General features: G+C 64.9%; 19 protein-coding genes. 10 read left to right on the top strand and 9 right to left on the bottom strand.

All coding sequences use genetic code 11. The features are described 5' to 3' along the window. The first annotated feature begins 147 nt into the window (after nt 1-147). Nucleotides 148-1,029 carry a glutathione-dependent disulfide-bond oxidoreductase gene (yghU, locus tag ACVILL_RS26090; protein ID WP_456731655.1) on the top strand — a complete coding sequence of 294 codons (882 nt, stop codon included), beginning with the start codon at nt 148-150 and terminating at the stop codon, nt 1,027-1,029. A 141-nt stretch (nt 1,030-1,170) separates the two neighbouring features. Here the strand turns inward: yghU and ACVILL_RS26095 are convergent, their stop codons facing one another. From ACVILL_RS26095 to ACVILL_RS26115, 5 genes are all read right to left on the bottom strand, one after another. Next, nucleotides 1,171-1,446 (bottom strand): GNAT family N-acetyltransferase, encoded by a 276-nt coding sequence (locus tag ACVILL_RS26095; RefSeq protein WP_456731656.1) that lies wholly within the window; start codon nt 1,444-1,446, stop codon nt 1,171-1,173. 14 nt (nt 1,447-1,460) lie between these two features. Beyond that, nucleotides 1,461-2,078, bottom strand: coding sequence for a flavin reductase family protein (locus tag ACVILL_RS26100; RefSeq protein ID WP_456731657.1), 618 nt, complete (start codon nt 2,076-2,078; stop codon nt 1,461-1,463). A 189-nt stretch (nt 2,079-2,267) separates the two neighbouring features. Beyond that, nucleotides 2,268-3,542 carry an acyl-CoA dehydrogenase family protein gene (locus tag ACVILL_RS26105; protein ID WP_018270539.1) on the bottom strand — a complete coding sequence of 425 codons (1,275 nt, stop codon included), beginning with the start codon at nt 3,540-3,542 and terminating at the stop codon, nt 2,268-2,270. Nucleotides 3,543-3,706: 164 nt separating this feature from the next. Beyond that, on the bottom strand, nt 3,707-4,084 hold the full coding sequence (locus ACVILL_RS26110) for a VOC family protein (protein WP_456731658.1): 378 nt from the start codon (nt 4,082-4,084) through the stop codon (nt 3,707-3,709). 286 nt (nt 4,085-4,370) lie between these two features. Further along, the gene (locus tag ACVILL_RS26115) at nt 4,371-5,153 is read right to left on the bottom strand and encodes an SDR family NAD(P)-dependent oxidoreductase (protein WP_456731659.1); all 783 of its coding nucleotides are present in this window, start codon (nt 5,151-5,153) and stop codon (nt 4,371-4,373) included. Nucleotides 5,154-5,305: 152 nt separating this feature from the next. On the opposite strand from ACVILL_RS26115, the gene ACVILL_RS26120 reads away from it, so the two are divergent. Genes ACVILL_RS26120 through ACVILL_RS26130 form a run of 3 tightly spaced genes read left to right on the top strand, consistent with a single transcriptional unit; the run spans nt 5,306 to nt 7,512 of the window. Then, the gene (locus tag ACVILL_RS26120) at nt 5,306-6,100 is read left to right on the top strand and encodes an enoyl-CoA hydratase/isomerase (RefSeq protein WP_456731660.1); all 795 of its coding nucleotides are present in this window, start codon (nt 5,306-5,308) and stop codon (nt 6,098-6,100) included. Then, complete coding sequence (locus tag ACVILL_RS26125; protein ID WP_456731661.1) at nt 6,097-7,080, top strand: phosphotransferase family protein; 984 nt, start codon at nt 6,097-6,099, stop codon at nt 7,078-7,080. Before ACVILL_RS26120 ends, ACVILL_RS26125 begins: the two co-directional genes overlap by 4 nt. 60 nt (nt 7,081-7,140) lie before the next feature. Then, nucleotides 7,141-7,512 carry a DUF6285 domain-containing protein gene (locus ACVILL_RS26130; RefSeq protein ID WP_456731662.1) on the top strand — a complete coding sequence of 124 codons (372 nt, stop codon included), beginning with the start codon at nt 7,141-7,143 and terminating at the stop codon, nt 7,510-7,512. Between the two features lie 90 nt (nt 7,513-7,602). On the opposite strand, the gene ACVILL_RS26135 is transcribed toward ACVILL_RS26130, so the two are convergent. Continuing rightward, nucleotides 7,603-8,382, bottom strand: coding sequence for an enoyl-CoA hydratase-related protein (locus ACVILL_RS26135; protein WP_456731663.1), 780 nt, complete (start codon nt 8,380-8,382; stop codon nt 7,603-7,605). 220 nt (nt 8,383-8,602) lie between these two features. Here ACVILL_RS26135 and ACVILL_RS26140 point away from each other — a divergent pair, with 220 nt between their 5' ends. Both ACVILL_RS26140 and ACVILL_RS26145 read left to right on the top strand, forming a co-directional pair. Continuing rightward, nucleotides 8,603-9,877, top strand: a complete 1,275-nt coding sequence (locus ACVILL_RS26140; protein WP_456731664.1) for an acyl-CoA dehydrogenase family protein — start codon at nt 8,603-8,605, stop codon at nt 9,875-9,877. Between the two features lie 82 nt (nt 9,878-9,959). Further along, on the top strand, nt 9,960-10,433 hold the full coding sequence (locus ACVILL_RS26145) for a GFA family protein (RefSeq protein ID WP_456731665.1): 474 nt from the start codon (nt 9,960-9,962) through the stop codon (nt 10,431-10,433). A gap of 147 nt (nt 10,434-10,580) precedes the next feature. On the opposite strand, the gene ACVILL_RS26150 is transcribed toward ACVILL_RS26145, so the two are convergent. Further along, nucleotides 10,581-12,161 (bottom strand): fatty acid--CoA ligase, encoded by a 1,581-nt coding sequence (locus ACVILL_RS26150; protein ID WP_456731666.1) that lies wholly within the window; start codon nt 12,159-12,161, stop codon nt 10,581-10,583. A 262-nt stretch (nt 12,162-12,423) separates the two neighbouring features. On the opposite strand from ACVILL_RS26150, the gene ACVILL_RS26155 reads away from it, so the two are divergent. After that, nucleotides 12,424-13,464 (top strand): IS110 family RNA-guided transposase, encoded by a 1,041-nt coding sequence (locus ACVILL_RS26155; RefSeq protein ID WP_456729119.1) that lies wholly within the window; start codon nt 12,424-12,426, stop codon nt 13,462-13,464. 311 nt (nt 13,465-13,775) lie between these two features. Here the strand turns inward: ACVILL_RS26155 and ACVILL_RS26160 are convergent, their stop codons facing one another. Beyond that, nucleotides 13,776-14,651 (bottom strand): SDR family oxidoreductase, encoded by an 876-nt coding sequence (locus ACVILL_RS26160; protein WP_456731667.1) that lies wholly within the window; start codon nt 14,649-14,651, stop codon nt 13,776-13,778. Nucleotides 14,652-14,751: 100 nt separating this feature from the next. On the opposite strand from ACVILL_RS26160, the gene ACVILL_RS26165 reads away from it, so the two are divergent. The 3 genes from ACVILL_RS26165 to ppc all read left to right on the top strand — a co-directional run bounded on the left by ACVILL_RS26165 (nt 14,752) and on the right by ppc (nt 20,302). Continuing rightward, nucleotides 14,752-15,564: a crotonase/enoyl-CoA hydratase family protein gene (locus tag ACVILL_RS26165; RefSeq protein WP_456731668.1), complete on the top strand. Its 813-nt coding sequence runs from the start codon at nt 14,752-14,754 to the stop codon at nt 15,562-15,564. A 151-nt stretch (nt 15,565-15,715) separates the two neighbouring features. Beyond that, entirely contained in the window at nt 15,716-17,260 is a 1,545-nt protein-coding gene (locus tag ACVILL_RS26170; RefSeq protein ID WP_456731669.1) for an acyl-CoA synthetase, read from the top strand. A gap of 249 nt (nt 17,261-17,509) precedes the next feature. Then, nucleotides 17,510-20,302: a phosphoenolpyruvate carboxylase gene (gene ppc / locus ACVILL_RS26175; RefSeq protein WP_456734367.1), complete on the top strand. Its 2,793-nt coding sequence runs from the start codon at nt 17,510-17,512 to the stop codon at nt 20,300-20,302. A gap of 135 nt (nt 20,303-20,437) precedes the next feature. Here the strand turns inward: ppc and ACVILL_RS26180 are convergent, their stop codons facing one another. Beyond that, a complete protein-coding gene (locus ACVILL_RS26180; protein WP_456731670.1) occupies nt 20,438-21,550 on the bottom strand; it encodes an SMP-30/gluconolactonase/LRE family protein in 1,113 nt (370 codons plus the stop codon). Between the last annotated feature and the right edge of the window lie 91 nt (nt 21,551-21,641).

A 21,641-nucleotide genomic window follows, 5' to 3' on the forward strand; every position in this document is an offset into this window, starting at 1 on the left:
GCATCGCGCGCTGTGCATTCCGCAAAGTGGAAAATGCGATCGCGCGGGGTGGGCAAAGCGAAGTGTGCCCACCATCTAGTGCGGATATGCGGATGGGCACGGCGGTCGCCGCGCCATGGAAAAATGTAAAAGCCGGGAGCTAACGACGTGACTGACGACACCTCTGCCTACGAGCCGCCGAAAGTCTGGACCTGGAACAAGGAGAGCGGCGGGCGCTTCGCCAGCATCAACCGGCCGATCGCAGGCCCCACCCATGACAAGGAACTGCTGATCGGCCGCCATCCGCTGCAGCTCTATTCGCTGGCGACGCCGAACGGCGTCAAGGTCACCGTGATGCTGGAAGAGCTGCTGGCCGCGGGCCACACCGGCGCGGAATACGACGCCTGGCTGATCAAGATCGACGGCAACCAGTTCGGCAGCGGCTTCGTTGCGGTCAATCCGAACTCGAAGATCCCGGCGCTGATGGATCGCAGCGGCAAGGAGCCAATCAGGGTGTTCGAGTCGGGCTCGATCCTGGTCTACCTCGCGGAGAAATTCGGCGCCTTCCTGCCGACCGATGCCAAGACCCGCGCGGAGACGTTCTCCTGGCTGTTCTGGCAGATGGGCGCCGCGCCCTATCTCGGCGGCGGCTTCGGACACTTCTATGCCTACGCGCCGACCAAGATCGAATACGCCATCGATCGCTTTGCGATGGAGGTGAAGCGCCAGCTCGACGTGCTCGACCGCCGGCTCGCCGACAACGAATATCTCGCGGGCGATGTCTACACCATCGCCGACATGGCGGTGTGGCCCTGGTACGGCAGCCTTGCCAAGGGCCTGCTCTATGGCGGCGGCGAATTCCTCTCGGTGCAGGACTACAAGAACGTGCAGCGCTGGACCGACGCGATCGCGGCGCGGCCCGCCGTGAAGCGCGGCCGCATGGTCAACCGCACCTGGGGCGAGCCGTCGAGCCAGCTCCACGAGCGCCATGACGCCAGCGATTTCGAGACGAAGACGCAGGACAAGATCGGCGAGCAGGCGGCGTCGTAGGTGTATGACCCTCATCCTGAGGAGCCCGCAAAGCGGGCGTCTCGAAGGATGTGGGCCACAGACAGGGCCTCATGGTTCGAGACGCGCGTTCCGCGCTCCTCACCATGAGGGTCTGGCAGGTCGCATAACCGCTAGTCCACATCACCCCAGCAAATCATCGTACTCCGGATGCTTCTTCATGAAGCCCTGGAGGAACTCGCACTTCACGACAAGCTTGATCTTCTGCGCGCGCACCGCGTCCAGCGTGGCGCGGGCAAGTTTTGAGCCGATGCCGCGGCCGCCGAGCTCCGGCGGCACCTCGGTGTGAACCAGCGTGATCGTATCCGGCGTCTTGCGGTAGACCACGAAGGCGGTGTGGCCGTCGACGTCGAGCTCGAACCGGCTCTGCGCCTCGTTGTCGCGGAATGCTTCAGTCATTGTCTGGTCTCCGGCTATTTCTTCTTTGCGCCCTCGGCCGCCGGAAACACCACGCGGTCGTCGGTGCGGCAGTAGCGGTCAGCGAACATGCGGCCGATCGGGTGGTAGCGCTCCATGTGGACGCGCATCGCGTCATGGTCCCACAATTCGTCGCGGATGTGGAAATGGATGCCTTCACCCATGATCAGCTGCCGGTCACCGTTGACGTCGATCAGCTTCCAGGTCCTGCACTCCATCGCGAACGGCGCATCGGCAAGCCGGGGCACGGCGATCCTGCTGGAGGGCGCGAGCCTCAGGCCGAGATAATCGGGCTCGCCGATCTCGGGCGGGAAGTCGCCGGAGCTCTCGTGCATCGCGCGCGCCAGCGGCTCGTCGGTGAGATTGACCACGAATTCACCGAGGCGCTGGATGTTGGCCAGCGTGTCCTTTTCGCGGCCGTCGGGTCTCCGATTGACCGCGAACATGCAGAGCGGCGGGTCCTCGCAGAACACGTTGAAGAACGAGAACGGCGCCGCGTTAACCACGCCATCCGCGCCGAGGCTCGTCACCCAGGCGATCGGCCGCGGCAGCACGAAGGAGGTCAGCACCTTGTAGCGTTCGCGCTGGGTGAGGTCGCGGGGGGAATATTCCATGAGATGATCCAAAAATGCAGCACGGGGTTGGCGGCTTGTCCGCCGTAGCTCGTCGAGCGAAGGCGGAAGCGTAACCCGCCGCCGACGGACCGCAAAGTAAAAGGCGGGTTACGCTTGCGCGAACCCGCCTTGCAGACTTGCTCTTGCTTTCTTACCTCGCCCCGCTTGCGCGGAGAAGGGGAAGATAAGTTACGGCATGCTCAGCTCGTGGCGGCCGACCACCATCCAGTGCACCTCGTCCGGACCGTCGGCGAAGCGGAGATGGCGAACGTCCTGGTACATTTCGCCGAGCGGCGACCATTGCGAGATGCCGGTGGCGCCGTGCATCTGGATCGCCTGGTCGATCACCTTGCAGGCGCGCTCGGGGACCATGGCCTTGACCATCGAGACCCAGACGCGGGCTTCCTTGTTGCCGAGCACGTCCATCGCCTTGGCCGCCTTCAGCACCATCAGCCGCATCGCTTCGATTTCGCAGCGGGCCTGGGCGATGATCTGCATGTTGCCGCCGAGATGGGCGATCTTCTTGCCGAAGGCTTCGCGGGTCAGCCCACGCTGCACCATCATGTCGAGCGCCTTCTCAGCCTTGCCGATGGTGCGCATGCAGTGATGGATGCGGCCCGGGCCGAGGCGGACCTGGGAGATCTCGAAGCCGCGGCCTTCGCCGAGCAGCATGTTCTCCTTCGGCACCTTGCAATTGTTGAAGCGCAGATGCATGTGGCCGCGCGGCGCATGGTCATGGCCGAACACGTGCATCGGTCCCAGGATCTCGACGCCGGGGGTGTCGATCGGCACCAGGATCTGCGACTGCTGCTTGCTCGGCGCCGCGTCGGGATTGGTCTTCACCATCACGATCATGATCTTGCAGCGCGGATCGCCGGCGCCGGAGATGTAATACTTCTCGCCGTTGATCACCCACTCGTCGCCGACCAGCTTTGCGGTGGTCGAGATGTTCTTAGCGTCGGAGGAGGCGACGTTCGGCTCGGTCATCGCATAGGCCGAGCGAATCTCGCCGTTGAGCAGCGGCTTCAGCCACTTCTCCTTCTGCGCCTTGGTGCCGACGCGCTCCAGCACCTCCATGTTGCCGGTGTCGGGCGCCGAGCAGTTCATGGTCTCGGAGGCCAGCGGGCTCTTGCCGAGCTCGGCGGCGATATAGGCGTAGTCGAGATTGTTGAGGCCTTCGCCGGTCTCGGCATCGGGCAGGAAGAAGTTCCATAGACCGACTTCCTTGGCCTTGTCCTTGGCCTTCTGCAGGATCGCGAGCTGCTCGTCGGTGAAGCTCCAGCGGTTGGTCTTCTTCTCGCCGGCGCGATAGAACTCGACCGACATCGGGTCGACGGTGTCGCGGATGAACTGCTTCACATGGTCGTAGAGCGGACGGACCTTGTCCGACATGCGGAGATCGTTGAGCTCGTCGCCCGGATTGAGCGTGTAGTTCGTGGTGCGCGGCACATAGGCATGTTTCATTGTCTTTTCTCCCTCGCGAAGGCGCGTTTCGCGGCGGACAATAGACGCGCGCGGCGCCAAGCGCGAGCACCGATTTCGCACGATCGCTACCGTATTGCGGAATATCGCGACGACGTTTCAAACGTTGTTTGAACGCCGCCGCTGACCAGCGCTTGGCCGGACCGTCAGGTCATCCGATGCATCGCACAGATCTTGTTGCCGTCGAGATCGCGCAGATAAGCGAGGTAGAGCTTGATGCCGCTGCCCTCCCGCACGCCCGGCGGATCCTCGATAGGCTTGCCGCCATTGGCGACGCCGGCCGCGTGCCAGGCCTCGACCTGCTCCGGCGAAGAGCAGGCAAAGCCGATCGTGCCGCCATTGGCGTGCGTCGCCGGCTCGCCGTTGATCGGCTTGGACACCATGAAAATGCCGGCCTTGGTCAGGTACATGATGCGGTGACCGTCGACCCGGGCCGGCCGGACATCGAGCGTGCCAAGCAGCGCATCATAAAACGCCTTGGCCTTGTCCAGATCGTTGGTGCCAACCATCACGTGTGAAAACATCTGAAATATCCTCCCTCTTGGTTTGCGAAAGCCGCGTCGTTGCGCCCTTGCAGTTGGAACGCTTAGCAGCAGTTTTGCCGCGACGGAAACGACGCTGCGTCGCGCATCTGACTCACAAGGCGTGCAACACATTCAGTGTCGTCCTGGCGAAAGCCAGGACCCATTACCCCAATCGCCAATTGCTGCGCGACGCTGGAGCCACGATCCCGTTCACAATCGAATGTGGTGGTTATGGGTCCCAGCCTGCGCCGGGACGACGGTTGGAGATGCGGAAGCGCCGCAACAATCAGAATGCCGTGTACCCGCCGTCGATCACGAAACAATCAGCCGTATGATAGGACGACGCCTTGCTCATGAGGTAGACGGCGATGCCGCCGAAATCGCTCGGCTCGCCGAACCGGCGCACCGGGATACGCGGCATCACGTTGGCGACGAACTTGTCGTTGGCCATGATGCCGGCGGTCATGTCGCTCTTGATCCAGCCGGGCAGGATCGCGTTGGCGGTGACGCCGTAGCGGGCAAGCTCCACGCCGAGCGCGCGGCACAGCGCATTCAGCGCGGCCTTGGTGCCGGCATAGTGCTCATTGCGCGCGGTGCCGAACAGCGAGGCGAGGCTCGAGGTTGCGACCAGACGGCCGAACTTGTCGCCGGCCTCGGCGCGTTCGGTCATGTGCCGTGCCGCAGCCTGGAATACGTGAAACACACCGTCGAGATTGGTCGCGAACATCTTGCGCCATTCCTCCTCGGTGCGGTCGATGAAGGCACGGCGTCCGCCGCCGCCGATGCCGGCATTGGCGAAGCAGCCGTCGACGCGGCCGAAGGTGTCGAGCGTCGCCTTCATCGCGGTCTTGACCGAGCCGGGATCGCTGACGTCGCAGAATTGCGTCGAGACCTTGCCGGGGCCCGCCTTCATCGAGGCGGCGGCGTTGGCGTTTTTTTCCGCGTTGCGGCCCCAGATCGCGACGTTGCAGCCGGCGGCGTTGAGCGCCTGCGCGATGCCGAGGCCGATGCCGCCATTGCCGCCGGTGATGACAGCGACGCGGCCGGTGAGATCGAAGATGCCACTCATTGGGGTTTCCATTTGGTTTGGTGCGCGCTAATCACGCGTTCACGGATGGGCTTGGCCGCCGACCATGGACAAGCCCGGCACAAAAATCAAATATAGGTCGACCCATCGACCTACCGCGGTACCAACCGCCGAAGCAACACAGAGAGGGAGCCATGCAGTTCAAGCACGTCACGCTCGACTTCGACGGATCGGTCGCGATCCTCAAGCTCGACCATCAGGAAGTCATGAACGCGGTCTCGCTCGACATGCTGGGCGGGCTCGCCGAGGCGCTCGATGCGATCGACGACAAGCGTGACGTGGTGCGCTGCCTGGTTATCACGGGCGCCGGCCGCGCCTTCTGCACCGGCGCCAATCTGCAGGGCCGCAACCAGCAGCAGAAGCCCGGCAAGAGCAACGCCGGCGCGGCGCTGGAAACCGCGTTCCATCCGTTCCTGCGCCGATTGCGTAAGCTGCACTGTCCGATCGTCACCGCGGTGAACGGTCCGGCCGCCGGCGCCGGGATGAGCTTCGCGCTAATGGGCGACCTCGTGCTGTGCGCGCGCTCGTCTTATTTCCTGCAGGCATTCCGCCGCATCGGCCTGGTGCCGGATTGCGGCTCGACCTGGCTGCTGCCGCGGCTGATCGGCAAGGCGCGTTCGGTCGAGCTGTCGCTGCTCGGCGAGCGGCTGCCGGCCGAGAAGGCGCTGGAATGGGGCCTCGTCAACCGCGTCTATGACGACGCCGCGCTGATGGAAGAGACCATGAAGATGGCGCACGATCTCGCCAACGGCCCGACGGTGGCGCTGTCGCTGATCCGCAAGCTCTATTGGGACAGCCCGGAAAATACCCTCGAGGATCAGCTCAACCTGGAATTCGAGTCGCAGCGGATCGCGGGCAGCGCCGAGGATTTCAAGGAAGGTGTCACCGCATTCCTCGAGAAGCGGCCGGCGAAGTTCAAGGGCAAATGATCGAGACCGAGCTCAGGCGCTGCGTCGCCGCGTTTCATCCCGGCGCGACCGGCGTCACCGGCGCCGCAAAGCTGTCCGGCGGCGCCAGCCAGGAGACCTGGACATTCGACATCGTGCACCCCAGCGGCAATGTCGGCGCGATCCTGCGCCGCGCGCCGCCGGGCTACGGTGCTGCACCGGGCCGCGCCGCCGGCCTCGATGCCGAGGCCACGCTGATGCAGCTCGCGCATGACGCGGGCCTGCCGTCGCCGAAGGTGATGCATGTGCTGAGGCCGGAAGACGGCCTCGGTCGCGGCTTCATCATGGCGCGGGTCGAAGGCGAGACCATCGCGCGGAAAATTTTGCGCGACGAGGAATATGCCGGCGCGCGTCCGATGCTGGCTCGCCAGCTCGGGCGCGTCATCGCCGGCATCCACGGCCTGCCGCAGGCCAAGCTGCCGCAGTTGCGCAGCCTGACCGCGACCAAGGAGATCGAAGATCTCGGCCGCGAGTATCACAGCTTCAACTGGCCGCGTCCGGTGTTCGAGCTGGCGCTGCGCTGGCTGCGCGATCACGATCCCGGACCGTCGTCCGAGGTGACGCTGGTGCATGGCGACTTCCGCCACGGCAACCTGATCATCGGTCCCGACGGGGTGCGCGCGGTGCTCGACTGGGAGCTCGCGCATACCGGCGATCCGATGGAGGACTTGGGGTGGATCTGCGTCAACTCGTGGCGCTTCGGCGAGATCGACAAGCCGGTCGGCGGCTTCGGCTCCCGCGAGGATCTGTTCGCGGGCTACGCGGAGGCCGGGCGCAAGGTCGATCCCGATCGCGTGATGTTCTGGGAAGTGATGGGCACGCTGCGCTGGGGCGTGATGTGCTGCGGCATGATGCAGCGCTTCCGCCTCGGCCCCGATCACTCGATGGAGCGCGCGATGATCGGCCGCCGCGCGTCCGAGACCGAGATCGATCTGTTGCGGTTGCTAGCTCCGCGCGCATGATCCCGAGAAGTGGAGGCCGGTTTTCGGAATAGATCATGCGCAAGAAAGAGAGCAAATGACATGCAAGACGAACCAACGCCAACCGAACTGATCAAGGCCGTCGCCGAGTTCCTGCGCACCGAGATCGCGCCCGCGATCAAGGGCCACAACGGCTTCAAGCTGCGCGTCGGCATCAACGCGCTCGATCTGGTGACGCGGCAGCTCGCGCTCGCCGAGGCGGGCGACGCGACCGAGGCCGCGCGGCTGAAGGCGCTGCTCGGTGCGGACGGCTCGCTGATGGAGCTCAACCGCGCGCTGTCGGAGAAGATCGCAAGCGGCGAGGTGGACCTGAAGACCCCGGGCCTGCCGGAGCATCTCTGGCAGACCACGATGGACAAGCTCGCCGTCGATCAGCCGAACTACGCGTCCTACAAGAGGGAGCTCGAAAAGTAGGACGGGGGAAGCGAAGCAATCCATCTCACCGCAAGCCGAGACATGGATTGCTTCGTCGCTGCGCTCCTCGCAATGACGTGGAAAGAGCGATTACCGCCCCAGCCAATTCGGCGGGCGCTTCTCGGAGAACGCCTTCGGGCCCTCGATGTAATCCTGCGAGGCGGCCATCGCCTTCACTGCGGGATATTCACGCTGCTCGGTCATCGCCTGCTCGAGCGAGACTTCGAGGCCCTTCTGGATCGCCTGCTTGGAGGCGCGGATCGACATCGGCGAGTTCTTGGCGATGGTCTCGGCCCAGCGCTCGGCAGCCGCCAGCGCTTCGCCCTGCGGCACCACTTCGTTGACGAAGCCGAGTTCGAGGCCTTCCTTGGCGCTGACATGGCGCGCGGTCAGGATCATGCCCATGGCGCGCTTCAGCCCGATCTGCCGCGGCAGCCGCTGCAGGCCGCCGGCCAGCGCGGCGAGGCCGACGCGCGGCTCGGGCAGGGCGAAAGTCGCGTTTTCCGCGGCGATGATCAGGTCGCAGGCCAGCGCGACCTCGAAGCCGCCGCCCATCGCAACGCCGTTGACGGCGGCGATGATCGGCTTGTCGCAGTCGAAGCGGGTGGTGAGGCCGGCGAAGCCGCCCTTGTCCCAGCCGCGTTTGCCGCCGGCGGCTTGCCATTTCAGGTCGTTGCCGGCGCAGAACGCCTTGTCGCCGGCGCCGGTGACGATCGCCACCCACTGCTCCGGATCGGCCGAGAAGTCGTCGAACACCTTGTTAAGCTCGAAATGCGCGTCGATATGCAGCGCGTTGTAAACTTCGGGCCGCGACAGCGTCACGATGGTGATGGGACCCTTGCGCGTCACCTTGGAGAATTTCAGATCCATGTTTGCTCCCGTGGATTTTCTGCGGCGAAGAATATGACCGATATCCTAGCGCCTGCACGCCGCTCCGTGCCATCCAATTACGCAACGCGACCGCGCATGCAAGCCTCGCTCGGCTGCTTGACTTGGCCACGGGCTTCTCACCTTAATCGATCTGGACGCGCATCCGCGATAGCGCCTAAACGCAAAACCAGAATCAACAATATCTTCGGGAGAGACCGCCTTGGATTTCAATCTGCCGGCTGACCTGACAGCCTATCTCGCCGAGCTCGATCGCTTCATCGAACGCGAGATCAAGCCGCTGGAAGAGGCTGACGACAACATCCGCTTCTTCGATCATCGCCGCGAATGGGCGCGCACCGATTTCGACAAGGGCGGCCTGCCGCGCCATGAATGGGAGCTCTTGCTGCGCAAGGCCAAGAACCTGGCCGACGCCGCCGGCCATCTGCGCTTCGCGATCCCGAAGCGTTACGGCGGCAAGGACGGCTCCAACCTCTGGATGGCCGTGATCCGCGAGCATTTCGCCTCGAAGGGGCTCGGCCTGCACAACGATCTGCAGAACGAGCATTCGATCGTCGGCAATCTCCCCATCGTCACTATGCTCGACCGCTATGGAACCGACGAGCAGAAGGCGATGATCGACGGCTCGATCACCGGCAAGTACCGCATCACGTTTGGCCTCACAGAGCCCGACCACGGCTCGGACGCGACACATATGGAGACCAAAGCCGTCCAGGCCACGCGTGACAACGTCAAGGGCTGGATCATCAACGGCGAGAAGATGTGGACGACGGGCATGCATGTCGCGACGCACTGCGCGCTGTTTGCCCGCACCTCCGGCAATGACGGCGATGCCCGCGGCATCAGCTGCTTCCTGGTGCCGGCGAAATCGGCGGGCGTGAAGGTCGAGGAGTATATGTGGACCTTCAACATGCCGACCGATCATCCGCGGGTCAGCTTCACCGATGTGTTCGTGCCCGAGGATGCGCAGTTCGGCGAGGTCGGCCGCGGCCTGTCGCTGGCGCAATGCTTCGTGCACGAGAACCGCATCCGCCAGGCCGCGAGCTCGCTCGGTGCTGCGGTCTACTGCATCAACGAGAGCGTGAAATATGCGCGCGAGCGCAAGCCGTTCGGCAAGGCGCTGGCGGAGAACCAGGCGATCCAGTGGCCGCTGGTCGAGCTTGCGACCCAGGCCGAGATGCTGCGGCTGTTGATCCGCAAGACCGCCTGGGAGATGGATCAGCTGACCCAGGCGCAGGTCGAGCACACGCTGTCGGACCGGGTCTCGATGTGCAATTACTGGGCAAATCGCCTGTGTTGCGAAGCCGCCGACCGCGCGATGCAGGTGCATGGCGGCATGGGCTATTCACGCCACAAGCCGTTCGAGCACATCTACCGCCACCACCGCCGCTATCGCATCACCGAGGGTAGCGAGGAGATCCAGAAGCGCAAGGTGGCGGGCTTCCTGTTCGGCTACATGGGAGCGGGGAAGCACTGAGCTACCAGAGCGTTTTCGAGCGAAGTGGATGCCGGTTCGCGTGAAGAAAACGCGTCAAACAAGGACCTAGAGGCGGTACGACATGGAAGGTGGATGCACCTGCAGAAACGTCCGCTACCGCCTCGCCGGCGGGCCGATGATCGTGCACGCCTGCCACTGCACCTGGTGCCAGCGCGAGACCGGCACCGTGCACGCGCTCAATGCGATGTACGAGGCCGAGCGGGTCGCGCACATTGCGGCCGAGCCGGAGATCGTCGACACGCCGTCGGCGAGCGGCAAGGGCCAGAAGATCGCCCGCTGCCCGCGTTGCAAGGTCGCGGTGTGGAGCAACTATCCGGGCTCGGGACCCGCAGTGCGCTTCGTCCGCGTCGGCACGATGGATGATCCGAGCCAGTGCCCGCCCGATGTCCACATCTTCACGTCGTCGAAACTGCCCTGGGTGACGTTCCCGCCGGGCGCAAAAGTGTTCGCGGAGTATTATGATCGACGGACGGTCTGGCCGGAGGAGGCGCAGGAGCGCTGGCGCGTCCTGCGGGAGAAGACGAAGAAGGGTTGATGAGCGCTTCTCTCTCCACCGTCGTCCCGGCGAAGGCCGGGACCCACAACCACAAGGGGTCGTTGATGGAGCGAGATGTGGCTCCAGCGGGTTACCACCATGAGCAATGGTGGCTATCGGTCCCGGCCTTCGCCGGGACGACGGGAGCTAATTCACCTGCCGGTGCTTGCCCGCCCAATACGGTTCACGCAGGCTTCGTCGCAAAATCTTGCCCGACGGGTTGCGCGGCAGGGCGGTGATGAAGTCGACCGATTTCGGCGTCTTGTAGCCGGCGATGCGTTCGCGGGTGAAGTTGATGATGTCGGTCGCGGTCGCACTCTTGCCGGGCTTCATCACCACGACAGCCTTCACCGCCTCGCCCCATTTGTCGTCGGGGATGCCGATCACGGCGGCTTCGGCGACATCCGGGTGGTCGCACAGCGCGCTCTCGACCTCGGCCGGATAGATGTTCTCGCCGCCGGAGATGATCATGTCCTTGATGCGGTCGTGGATGTAGAGATAGCCGTCGCTGTCCATGTAGCCGGCATCGCCGGTGCGCAGCCAGCCGTTGCTATCAATCGTGTGCGCGGTGGCCTCGGGCAGATTCCAGTAGCCCGCCATGTTGGAGCCGGAGCGGGTGGCGATCTCGCCGACTTCGCCCGGCGGCAGCGGCTTGCCGTCGGCGTCGAGGATCGCAAGCTCGACGCCGGCCAGCGCCTTGCCGGCCGAGCGCATCCGCTCGAGCCCCTCGATGTGATCCTCGGGCGGGAGCGCGACGATGGTGCCGGTGGTCTCGGTCATGCCGTACATCTGCACGAAGCCGCATTTGAAGACCTCGATGCATTCCTTCAGCAGCGCCGCCGGGATCGGCGAGGCGCCATAGAGCATGTATTTCAGGCGGGAGAAATCGACCTGCCGCGCGCGCGGCTGCCGCACCACGAATTGCATCGCCGCCGGCACCATGAACAGTTTGGTGATGCCGGACTGCTCGAAGAAGTCGAGCACCTTGGTCGGATCGAACTCGCGCGCGATCACGCCGCGGGCGCCGTGATAGAGCCCCATCACGCCCCAGCCGGAGCCGCCGATGTGGAAGATCGGCATCGCGACCAGCGAGACGTCGTCGGTGGTCCACCGGTTCCATTCCGGCTTCTCGGCCTCGTTGCCGCTCTGCACCAGGTTGAGGAAGTTGGCGTGCGACAGCATCGCGCCCTTCGGCTTGCCTGTCGTGCCCGAGGTGTAGAGCTGGATCGCGATGTCCTTCGGCTCGATCGCAACGCGCGGGTCGTCGCCGCTCTGCGCATCGCGCCAGGCGAGAAAATCGGGCCATTCCGGCGCACCGCCCTCGGTGGTGATGATGGTGCGGACGCTGGGCAGCTTGTCGGCGATGTTGCGGGCCTGGGTGATGAATTCGGGACCGACGAACAGCACCGGCGCCTTGCAGTCGTCGACGATGAAGGCGACCTCGGGGCCGGCGAGCCGCCAGTTCACCGGCGCCATCACCACGCCGGCCTTCATCGCGCCCATCAGGAGCTCGAAATAGAAGTCGCTGTTCTTGCCGAGATAGGCGATGCGCTCGCCCTTCTTGATGCCCATCGCGATCAGCGCGTTGGCGACGCGGTTGGTCTTGGTGTCGAACTCGGCGAAAGAGGTTTGCCGGCCTTCGAACTCATAGGCCAGCGCATCGCCGCGGCTCCTGGCGCGGTCGCGCACCATGTCGGCAAGATTGCTCAGTTTCGGCGCGTCGGACATGTTTCCCCCGTGACGTCTTGTTTTGGTTGCGCGGAGTGTGGCGGCATCGCGCGGGAAAAACAATACGGGGAATTGGCCGCGCTGTTCCAACATCGTCGTCCCGGCGCAGGCCGGGACCCATAACCACGAATGCCAGTGTGGTACGACGCTGTGGCCGCAGCTTGCGAACAACACAAAGCGGTGGTTGATGGGGTGGACGGCCCCCTACGGCATCAGTGTGCCAGAATGAGGTTGTTGCAAATCTCAGACAAGGGAGCCGTCCGTGAGAGAGATTATCCGCATTGGAATGGATACGTCGAAGCATATTTTTGTGCTGCATGGGGTTGATGCGGCGGAGCAGGCGGTGTTGCGCAAGAAGCTGTCGCGCAAGCAGGTGCTGGAGTTCTTTGCCAAACTGCCGCCGACCGTGGTCGGGATGGAGGCGTGCGGTGCGGCCCATTACTGGGCTCGGGAGCTTGGCAAGCTCGGCCATGAGGTGAAGCTGATGGCGCCGCAGCTGGTGAAGCCGTATGTGGAACGCAACAAGAATGACGGGCGAGACGCGGACGGGCTGTGCGAAGCGATGAGCCGGCCGCGGATGCGGTTTGTGCCGGTGAAGAGCGCCGAGCAGCAGGCCGCGCTGATGCTGACGGGCGTCCGCGACGGGCTAATCGCCCGCCGCACCCAGCTCAGCAATGCGATCCGCGGCTATGCGGCGGAGTTTGGCCTGGTCGCCGCCAAGGGACTGGACAAGATCGAGCCGCTGCTGGCACGGATTGCGCAGGACGAGAGCCTTCCGGCGCTGGCGCGTGAGCTGTTCGCCATGCAGGGCCGCGACTACACGCAGCTGCAGGGCGAACTGAAGACGATCGAGGCCAAGCTTTTGGCCTGGCACCGGGCCAACGCCACGAGCCGCCGTCTGGCCCAGATCCCCTCGGTCGGTCCGATCATTGCGACGGCGTTGGTGATGAAGACCCCCGACCCGCACGCGTTCCGCTCCGGCCGGTGGTTCGCGGCCTGGCTCGGCCTGACACCCAAAGACCATTCCACCGCCGGCAAGACCAGGCTCGGCAAGATCACCCGCGCCGGCGACGAGACCCTGCGTCGGCTGCTCGTGGCAGGAGCCACTGCGGTGATCCGGCAAGCAAGGCTCGGACGCGGCCAGCCCTCGCGCTGGCTCGTTGCGCTGCTCAAGCGTAAGCCGCCGAAGCTGGCGGCGGTGGCGCTCGCCAACAAGGTTGCCCGCATCGCCTGGAAGCTGATGGTCACGGGCGAGAACTACGACGCCGCACGGATCAATGCCGCGCCGGCAATCGTCACCTAAGAGTTTGGCCGGCCGGACGCTGCACTCGCCGGCCGAACCGGAGCTGCAAGAGCAGATGGAATGATCGATCGATCCAGCACGCGAGACAAGCCGCGGGACCCATTGGCCTTCAGAAGGTCGCCAGGTTGTTTGGCACTCGCGTCGCGGAAACCATCTTGGCCCAGCGGTCAATCCGACCGCATCAAACAGGCCGGACATATGGATGACAGCGATCCGACCAGTTCCAGAAACCTCTTGTGCCACGGGGGCCGTCCACATATGGGTCCCGGCCTGCGCCGGGACGACATCGGACGAAGACGCAAGCCCGGGCCTCAACCCCGCGCGGCGCGATCCTTCTCGTTCTGGGCCTTGATCGACTCGCGCGCCTTGGTCCAGTCGTCATCGCTCCAGTCGCGGAGCTGGTAGAAATTGCCGCCCATCGCCAGCGCCTGCGCGCCGTCCATCGCGATGGTCTCGCCGTTGATCCAGTCGCAGCCGCCGGAGATCAGGAACACCGCAAGGTTCTGCAGCTCCTCCATGGTGCCGACGCGGCCCATCGGGTTCATCGCCTTGGTGCGCGCGCCGGCCTCGTCGCCCGGCTTGATGCGCTTGCTCATGCCTTCGGTCGGAATCTCGCCGGGCGCGATGGTGTTGAGGCGGATGCCGTGGCGGCCCCATTCGATCGCGAGCGACATGGTCATGGCGTGGATCGCCGACTTGCTCATCGCCGATGGCACCACATAGGGCGAGCCGTTGCGCACCCAGGTCACCGTGATCGACACCACGTTGCCGCGGTGGCCGCCGGCGATCCAGCGCCGGCCCACCGCGTGGGTCACATAGAAGGTGCCGTGCATCACGATGTTGGCCACGGCATCGAAGCCGCGCGCGGAGAGCTCTTCCGAGCGCGAGATGAAATTGCCGGCGGCGTTGTTGATGAGATCGGTGAGGGGGCCGCTGGTGGTCCAGATCGCCTCGATCATCTCGTCGACCGCCATGGCATTGCGGATGTCGACGCCGTGGCTAACCACGCGCCCGCCATGCTCGGCCATCAGCTCGGTGGCGGTCTCGTCGCAGACGCTTTTGCGGCGGCCGCAGATATGTACCTCGGCGCCGAGTTGCAGGAACCGTGTGGCCATGGCCTTGCCGAGGCCGGTGCCGCCGCCGGTTACCAGGATGCGCCGCCCGGCAAGAAGCTGATCAGAGAACATCGTTTCCTCCACGGGGGTTGTCAGTTAATTGGTCGATTGACTAAAACCGGACAACGGCCTTTCTGTAAAGCGCCAACGAGGAACAGCGGAGGAGATTTCAATGGAAGATCGCGTTTCGATATCGATTTCAGACGGTATCGCCGATGTCCGCCTGGTGCGGGCGGACAAGATGAACGCGCTCGATGCCGCGATGTTCGAGGCATTGGTCGCCGCAACCGACCGTCTTTCCAAGGAAAAATCCGTTCGGGTGGTCGTGCTGTCAGGCGAGGGCCGGGCGTTCTGCGCCGGCCTCGACATGGGCCGGTTCGCGGCCATGAAGGATGGCGGTAATGGGGTGCCGGGCGGCGAGAAGCGTGATCTCACGATCCGGACCCACGGCAAGGCCAATTTCCCGCAGCAGGCGGTCTGGGGCTGGCGCCAGCTCCCGGTGCCTGTCATCGCCGCGGTCCACGGCGTCGCGTTCGGCGGCGGCTTCCAGCTCGCGCTCGGCGCCGACATGCGCTTCCTCTCGGCGGACGCGCGGATGTCGATCATGGAGATCAAGTGGGGCCTCGTGCCCGACATGGCGGGCACGCCGATCCTCGCGAGCCTGGTGCGCGACGACATCCTGCGCGAGCTCACCTATGCCGGCCGGATCTTCTCGGCGCAGGAAGCCCAAAGCTATGGCTTGGCCACCCGCATCTGCGACGACCCGCGTGCCGCGGCGCTCGAGGTCGCGCGCGAGATCGCCGGCAAGAGCCCGGATGCGATCCGCGCCGCCAAGCGCATGCTGAACAATCTGTCGGTCGATCCGGCGGCGGCGCTGCTGGCGGAATCGGTCGAGCAGCAGAAGCTGCTCGGCAGCCCGAACCAGACCGAGTCCGTACGCGCCAATCTGGAGAAGCGTGCGCCGAAGTTTGCGGATGCTGGGTAGAAGTCACACCGTCATTCCGGGATGGTCCGAAGGACCAGACACCTCAGATGTGCACTGCGCATCGGGGAATCTCGAGATTCCGGGTTTGATGCTTCGCATCGCCCCGGAATGACAACCTAACTTCGAACCGACGAAAGATCGGACAACGACAATGGAAACGTCCCAACCCTTCCTCGGCATCGTCAGCGGCGGTCGCCGGCGTGATCACGCAGCGGTCGACGACCGCGCCGACCGCATCGCCAGCGGCCTGAACAAGCTCGGCATCACACCGGGCGACAGCGTCTGCATGCTGATGCGCAACGACATCGCCTTCATCGAGGCGGCCTATGCCGCGATGCGGCTCGGCGCCTATGGCGTGCCGATCAACTGGCACTTCAAGCCGGAGGAGATCAACTACGTGTTGACCGATTCCGGCACACGCGTCCTGATCGGCCATGCCGACATGCTGCACCGGCTGCGCGGCGCGATTCCGCCCGACGTCACGGTGCTCAGCGTACCGACGCCGCCGGAAATCCTCGCCAACTACAAGATCAATCCCGAGCATCTCGCGACGCCGGATTTCGCGATCGATTTCGAGTCCTGGCTGACGCAATTCCCGCGCTATGACGGTCCTGTCGTGCCGCAGCCGCAGAACATGATCTACACCTCGGGTACCACGGGCCATCCGAAGGGCGTGCGCCGCTTCGCGCCGACGCCGGAGCAGACCGCGAATGCGGAAGCGATGCGCCGGATGATCTACGGCCTCCGGCCCGGGGCCCGCGCGATCCTGCCGGGACCGCTCTACCATTCGGCGCCGAACTCGTTCGGGCTGCGCTCCGGCAAGCTCGGTGGTGCGCTGGTGCTGATGCCGCGCTTCGATGCGGAGGAGTTTCTGGCGCTGATCGAGCGCGAGAGGATCGACACCATCTTCATGGTGCCGACGATGTTCATCCGCCTGATGAAACTGCCCGAGGACGTGCGCAGGAAGTACGACATGTCGTCGCTGCGCCACATCATCCATGCCGCCGCGCCGTGCCCGGCCGATGTCAAGCGCGCCATGATCGATTGGTGGGGGCCGGTGATCTACGAGTTCTACGGCTCGACCGAGTCCGGCGCGGTGACGTTCGCGACGTCGGAGGACGCGCTGAAGAAGCCGGGAACGGTCGGCAAGATCTCGCCCGGCGCCGAGCTTCGCTTCATCGGCGACGACGGCCGCGAGGTGGCGCAGGGCCAGATCGGCGAGATCTATTCGCGGATCGCGGGCAATCCCGATTTCACCTATCACAACAAGTCCGAGAAGCGCGCCGAGATCGACCGGCAGGGATTCATCACCTCCGGCGACGTCGGCTATATCGACGCCGACGGCTACGTCTTCATCTGCGATCGCAAGCGCGACATGGTGATCTCGGGCGGCGTCAACATCTACCCCGCCGAGATCGAGGCGGTGCTGCATGCGGTGCCCGGCGTGCATGATTGCGCGGTGTTCGGCATTCCGGACGCCGAGTTCGGCGAGGCGCTGATGGCGGTGGTCGAGCCGCAGCCGGGCGTTGCGCTCGACATCGGCTCGGTGCGCGCCCAGCTCAAGACCGCGCTCGCCGACTACAAGGTGCCCAAGCACATCGAGATCCAGAGCAACCTGCCGCGCGAGGATTCCGGAAAGATCTTCAAGCGCCGGCTGCGCGACCCGTATTGGGAACGGGCGGGAAGGCGGATCTAAATCTCGATCATCATGGTGAGGGGGCGCGAAGCGCCGTCTCGAACCATGGGGCCCGTGGCCCATCCCTCGAGATGCCGCTCCCGCGGCTCCTCGGGATGAGGTCGAGGGCACGGGGCGGCATTTGCGCGGGCTGGTGCACCGCCCCCAAGTTCATCTTGCGCTGCGGCAAAAAAAGCGCACACTCGGGAGGAGCCGGGCAGCCTCTGGAGTAGCCAAGCCATGTCTCCCCAGACTTTGCCTCCCCAGACTTTGCCTCCCCAGACCATGCCTTCCGAGCCCGACATTCGTGCCAAGAGCGCCGCGGACGTGCAGGCACAGGAGGAGGACGCGCGGCTCCGGAACGACATCCGGCTGCTGGGACGCGTGCTGGGCGACACCGTGCGCGACCAGGAGGGGGCCGACGTCTTCGACCTCGTCGAGCGCATCCGCCAGACCTCGGTCCGGTTCCATCGCGACGAGGACAAGCTGGCGCGCCGGGAGCTGGAAGGCATCCTCGACGGCATGTCGATCGCCGAGACGCTGCGGATCGTCCGCGCCTTCAGCTATTTCTCCCACCTCGCCAACATCGCCGAGGACCAGAACAACATCCGCCAGATGCGCAGCCGCGGGCCCAGTGGCGCGCCGCGGCCGAGCACGCTGGAGCAGACGCTGGTGCATGCCCGGCAGGCCGGCATCAGCCCGGCCGACCTGCGCAGCTTCTTCAAGAGCGCGCTGGTCAGCCCGGTCTTGACCGCGCATCCGACCGAGGTCCGCCGCAAGAGCACGATGGACCGCGAGATGGAGATCGCCGAGCTGCTCGACCGCCGTGAGCGGTTGCAGATGACGCCCGATGAGAGCGAGGCCAGCGACGAGCAGTTGCGCCGCGCGGTCGTGACGCTGTGGCAGACCAATCTGCTGCGCCGGACCAAGCTGACAGTGCTCGATGAGGTCGCCAACGGCCTGTCGTTCTACGACTACACCTTCCTGCAGGAGGTGCCGCGGCTGCATTGCGCGCTGGAGGACCGGCTCAACAAGGAGGGCGGCGAGGCCGGCGATCTCGCCTCGTTCCTCAGGATGGGAAGCTGGATCGGCGGCGATCGCGACGGCAATCCGTTCGTCACCGCGGAGGTGATGCGCGGCACGCTGCGGCTGCAGTCGAGCCGGGTGCTCAGCTTCTATCTCGAGGAGCTGCACGCGCTCGGCGCCGAGCTGTCGCTGGCAACGCATCTCGCCGACGTCTCGGAGGAGCTGCGGATCCTTGCCGAGCGTTCGCCCGACACCTCGCCGCATCGCAGCGGCGAGCCGTATCGCCTGGCGGTCTCCGGCATCTATGCGCGGCTCGCAGCCACCGCGACGCGGCTCGAGGTCGAGACCACGCGGCCGCCGGTCGGCAAGGCCGAGCCGTACGCGACCGTGAAAGAGTTTCAGGCCGATCTCGACGTGCTGAATCGCTCGCTGATCGCGAACAATTCCGGCGTGATCGCGCGCGGACGGCTGCGGCAGTTGCGGCGGGCGGTGGATTGCTTCGGCTTCCATCTGGCGCGGCTCGACATCCGCCAGAACTCGGCGGTGCACGAGCGCACCATCGCCGAGCTGCTCGACACCGCCAATCCCGGCATGTCGTATCTCGCGCTCGGCGAGGAGGCGCGCGTCAACCTGCTGCTCGGCGAATTGCGCAACGCGCGGCCGCTGGCCTCGCCCTTCGTCAAATATTCCGAGGAGACCCAAAGCGAGCTCGCGGTGTTCCGCGCCGCAGCCGAGGCGCATGCGAAATTCGGCCCCGAGGTGATTTCCCAATGCATCATCTCGATGTGCCAGGGCATGTCCGACATACTCGAGGTCGCGGTGCTGCTGAAGGAGGTTGGCCTCGTCAATCCGTCCGGCCGCAGCGCCGTCAACATCGTGCCGCTGTTCGAGACCATCGAGGATTTGCAGGCCTCGAGCGGCATCATGGACCGCATGCTGGCGCTGCACGACTACCGCAAGCTGGTCGATAGCCTCGGCAGCGTGCAGGAGGTGATGCTCGGCTATTCCGACAGCAACAAGGATGGCGGCTTCGTCACCTCGGGCTGGGAGCTCTACAAGGCGGAGATCGGCCTCGTCGACGTGTTCGAGCGCCACGGCGTGCGGCTGCGCCTGTTCCACGGCCGCGGCGGTTCGGTCGGCCGCGGCGGCGGCCCGAGCTATGACGCGATCATCGCGCAGCCCGGCGGCGCGGTGAACGGCCAGATCCGCATCACCGAGCAGGGCGAGATCATCTCGTCGAAATATTCCAACGCCGAGGTCGGCCGCAGCAATCTGGCAATCCTCGCCGCGGCGACGCTGGAGACCAGCCTGCTGCAGCCGCGGCAGAGCGCGCCGCGCCCCGAATATCTCAAGGCGATGGAGGAAATTTCCGCGCTCGCCTTCAAGGCCTATCGTGGTCTCGTCTATGAAACCGAAGGCTTCGCCGACTATTTCTGGGGCTCGACGGTCATCAACGAGATCGCGACCTTGAACATCGGCAGCCGCCCGGCCTCGCGCAAGAAGACCCGCGAGATCGAGGACCTGCGCGCCATTCCGTGGGTGTTCTCCTGGGCGCAATGCCGGCTGATGCTGCCGGGCTGGTATGGCTTCGGCAGCGCGGTCGAGACCTGGATCGCGGAGCATCCGGAGCAGGGCATGCCGTTCCTGCAGGAACTCTACAAGGAATGGCCGTTCTTCCGCACGCTGCTGTCCAACATGGACATGGTGCTGGCAAAGAGCTCGATCGCGATCGCCTCGCGCTATGCCGAGCTGGTGCCCGACGTCGCGTTGCGCGAAAAAATCTTCGGCCAGATCCGCCGCGAGTGGCATCTTTCGATCGAGACGCTGCTCGACATCATGGGGCACGACCGGCTGCTGCAGGGCAACCCGCTGCTGGAACGTGGCATCCGCAACCGCTTCCCCTACATGGACCCGCTCAACCACGTGCAGGTCGAGCTGTTGAAGGAGCATCGCGCGCAGAACCCGGACGAGCAGGTGCTGCGCGGGATCCAGATCACGATCAACGGGATTTCGGCTGGGCTGAGGAACAGCGGTTAACGACATCGTCGTCCCGGCGAACGCCGGGACCCATAACCACGACCGGAAGTGTCGTGAACGGTTTGGGCCCCAGCTTTTTCTTGCAATCGACAGCGGTGGTAATGGGTCCCGGCCTTCGCCGGGACGACGGTTAGATCAGCAGTTGTGCGCTCCCCGCGTCTCCACATACACCGCATAGAGCGACTGGCTCGCGGTCATGAACAGACGGTTGCGCTTCTTGCCGCCGAAGGTGAGGTTGGCGCAGGTTTCCGGCAGCAGGATCTGGCCGATCCGCTGACCGTCGGGCGCGAACACCTGCACGCCGTCATAGCCTGGTCCGACCCAGCCGGCGCCGACCCAGATGTTGCCGTCGATGTCGACACGCATGCCGTCCGGGAAGCCCGACTTGCCATCCAGCGTCATGTCGATCAGCGTGCGCGGGTTGGAGAGCTTGTCGCCGTTGAGATCGTATTGCCAGACGATGTTCTTCGCGTTCGGATAATGCGTGATGCCGGTGTCGCAGACATAGACCTTCTTGTAGTCGTGGCTGAAGGCGATGCCGTTCGGCTTGAACGGCTCGTCGGCCACCTTGGTGATCTGCCCGGTCGCAGCATCGATGCGGTAGACCGCTTCCTTCTGGTAGGGCTGCTTCGAACCGGTGCCGGCCACTTGGCCCTCATAGATCGAGATCGCGCCGTAGCCGGGATCGGTGAACCAGATCGACTTGTCGTTGGGATGCACGACCATGTCGTTCGGCCCGTTGAGCTGCTTGCCGTTGGCCTGCTCGGCCAATGACGTCACGGTTCCGTCGTGCTCGTAGCGCACCAGCCGCGTGCGCTCGGCGGTGATCTGGCGGCCCTCGAAATCGAAGGTCGAGCCGTTGGCCTCGTTCGACGGCTTGTGGAACTGCTCGGAGATGTGGCCGTCATCGTCGAGATAGCGCAACTGCCGGTTGGCGGGAATGTCGCTCCACACCAGATACTGGCCCTGCGCGTTCCACGCCGGGCCTTCGGCCCAGAGGCAGCCGGTGTACAGCCGCTTGATCGCGGTGTTGCCGACCTTGGCCTTGAAGCGCTTGTCGTCGATCACGACGATATCAGGATCGGGATAGCGCTGCGGCTCCGCATTGGGGCCGAAGTCGCGCGCTGCGGCATCGGATGCGGCCAGCGCGGTTGCAGCAAGCGCGGTTGCGCCGCGCAAAATCGTTCGACGGTCGAACGCCTTCGTTCCGTCGCCCTCGTGTTTCTCTGTGTTGCTAGGATTGATCACGAAAGTCCTCCCAGGTTTCTTGTTATCGGGAGGACGATCTTACCCCCGCAATTCAGGCACAATGCGGGCGCGCTATGAAGAAACAACCAAA

Source organism: Bradyrhizobium sp. USDA 3364 (assembly GCF_054056355.1).